Here is a 236-nt window from a genome sequence, read left to right as displayed (position 1 = left end):
CAGCAGCACAGATATTGGGGCCGCTGCGCGCCCCTTCGCGACACAAGGCCGCTCCTACAGAGGATTGCGTCTTCATTGAAACTTGCCTATATGTCCAGCTTCGCCCTCAGCAAGGCCGGATGCCATGCCCCACATTCTCATCGTCGAAGACGAAGCCGCCATCGCCGATACCCTGATCTACGCCCTGCAGGCCGAGGGCCACAGCACCGTGTGGGTGACCCTGGGCACCGCGGCCC

General features: G+C 63.1%; 1 pseudogene. It reads left to right on the top strand.

The window, feature by feature from the left end:
• Positions 1-124: 124 nt before the first annotated feature.
• A pseudogene (locus HU720_RS24055) lies at positions 125-236 on the top strand (two-component system response regulator CreB); the annotation flags it as partial.

This window comes from Pseudomonas sp. SWRI51, from assembly GCF_014268825.1.
GTDB lineage: Bacteria > Pseudomonadota > Gammaproteobacteria > Pseudomonadales > Pseudomonadaceae > Aquipseudomonas > Aquipseudomonas farsensis.
This window is presented reverse-complemented; position numbering and strand designations above follow the sequence as displayed.